Raw genomic sequence first — 2030 nt, forward strand, 5'->3', positions numbered from 1 at the left:
GCCGAAGCGCGAGGCCAGCAGCCGCTGCAGCAACACGAAGCTGGCCACCAGCCAGGCCAGCACGACCCAGTAGAAGGCGTTGTCGCCGCTCATGTCGAGACCGAAGCCCAGCAGCGGACGCGCCGTCACCTGCAGGCCATCGTCACCGCCGTAATACCGGAAGCCGACGAAGAAGTAGTAGAACAATTGCGCCAGCGCCATGGTGATCATGATGAAATACACCGCCCGCGTGCGCAGGGCAATCACCCCGATCACCAGGCCGACCAGGCCCGTCACCAGCGCGGCCAGCAGCCAGATCAGCCAGGCGCTGGTCACGCCATGGAAACTGGCGATGGCCGTGACATACGCACCCAGCCCGAAGAACACCGCATGACCAAAACTGACCATGCCGCCGTAACCAAGAATGAAATTGAGGCTGGCCGCCACCATCGAAAAAATCAGGATGCGGGTGACCACGCCGATGTAGTACTCCATCCCGCTGGCCTGCGCCAGCAGCGGCAGCAACACCGCCAGGACGAGCAGCAGGGGAACGAACAGACGTTGCATGGGATTCCTCAGGTACGGGCAGGGAACAGACCGCTGGGGCGCCAGAACAGCACCGCGATCATCACCAGGTAGATCATCATCGAGCCCAGCGCCGGACCGACCGAGGCGGCAGCATCGGCACTGAGGAAGAGCGCGAAGAGCTGCGGCAGCAAACTGCGACCCAGCGTATCGACCACACCCACGATGAGCGCGCCGATGGCCGCGCCCGGCACCGAACCAATGCCGCCGATGACCACCACCACGAAGGCCAGGATCAGCACGTCATCGCCCATGCCGGCCTGCACCGCCACCAGCGGGCCCAGCATGATGCCCGCCAGCGCCGCCAGCAGCAGCCCGAAGCTGAACACCAGCCGGAACAGCAGGCGGATGTTGATGCCCATGGCCGTGACCATCTCCAGGTTGTTGGCCCCGGCGCGCACCCACATGCCGATGCGCGTGCGGTTGATGAGGAAGTACAGCGCCACGGCCACCACCACGCCCACCGCCATGACCAGCAACCGATAGCTGGAATACGGCAGCCCGAACAGATTGACCGGCCCGGCAAAGGCGGCCGGCATGTTCAGCGGCAGCGGCTGCGGCCCCCAGATCATGCGCACGCCATCGTTGAAGATCAGGATGAAGGCGAAGGTGGCCAGCACGTGCACCATGTGGTCCTTCTTGTAGAGCCGCCGGAACACCAGCCACTCCAGCAGGAAGCCCAGCGCTGCCGTGGCCGGCAGGGCCACCAGCAGGCCCAGCCAGAAGGAACCGCTGGCCCCGGCCACCACCGCCGCCACGTAGGCGCCGATCATGAAGAAGCTGCCGTGCGCCAGGTTCACGAAGTTCATCACGCCAAAGATCAGCGTCAATCCCGAGGCGATCAAGAACAGCATGACGCCGAACTGCAGGCTGTTGAGCACCTGCTCGAAGATCAGATTACCCAAGGTACACCGTCCTCAAGGCATCTTGCATTGACCGACGTAGGCGTCGACGTGATCGGGCAGCAGCGTCTGGGTCATGTTGTTGACGTACTTGCCGTCCGCGCCCTTGGTCACCACGCGTGCATACTGATTCTGGATCGGGAAGTGATTGGCCGCGAACTTGAAGCCACCGCGCACCGACTTGAAGTTGGCCGCCTTGATGGCCGCAATGAGGGCCTCGCGATTCTCGACTTTGCCGCCGATGGTTTTGACGGCGCTGTCGATGAGCATGGCCGCGTCATACGCCTGGGAAGCGAACATCGAAGGCTGATGGCCGTATTCCTTGATGTAGGCCGCCACGAAGGCGCGGTTCTGTTCATTGGGCAGGTCAGCCGACCACTGGCCGGTGTTGGCCACGCCGGCGATCAGGTCGCCATTGGAGAGCATCTGCTGGTCCGCATCATAGGCGGGCATCACGCGCACGATCTTGGGGTCCATGCCGGCGGCTGCATATTGCTTGACGAAATTCACGCCCATGCCACCCGGCAGGAAGAAATACAGGGCATCGATATTGGCGGGACGGAA

Annotated in this window: 3 protein-coding genes; all 3 read right to left on the reverse strand. The window is 63.3% G+C overall.

The genetic code is table 11. The annotated features are described in order from the left end of the window. The coding region (locus B3873_RS12995) for a branched-chain amino acid ABC transporter permease (protein WP_286866555.1) at positions 1-546 on the reverse strand (546 nt) is incomplete at its 3' end. A gap of 8 nt (positions 547-554) precedes the next feature. Continuing rightward, complete coding sequence (locus tag B3873_RS13000; protein WP_145604663.1) at positions 555-1469, reverse strand: branched-chain amino acid ABC transporter permease; 915 nt, start codon at positions 1467-1469, stop codon at positions 555-557. A gap of 12 nt (positions 1470-1481) precedes the next feature. Beyond that, positions 1482-2030, reverse strand: a 549-nt coding sequence (locus tag B3873_RS13005) for an ABC transporter substrate-binding protein (protein WP_286866558.1), incomplete at its 5' end; no start/stop codon positions are given.

The sequence above is a fragment of the Herbaspirillum sp. UBA812 genome (assembly GCF_002296545.1).
GTDB classification, from domain to species: domain Bacteria; phylum Pseudomonadota; class Gammaproteobacteria; order Burkholderiales; family Burkholderiaceae_D; genus Herbaspirillum; species Herbaspirillum huttiense.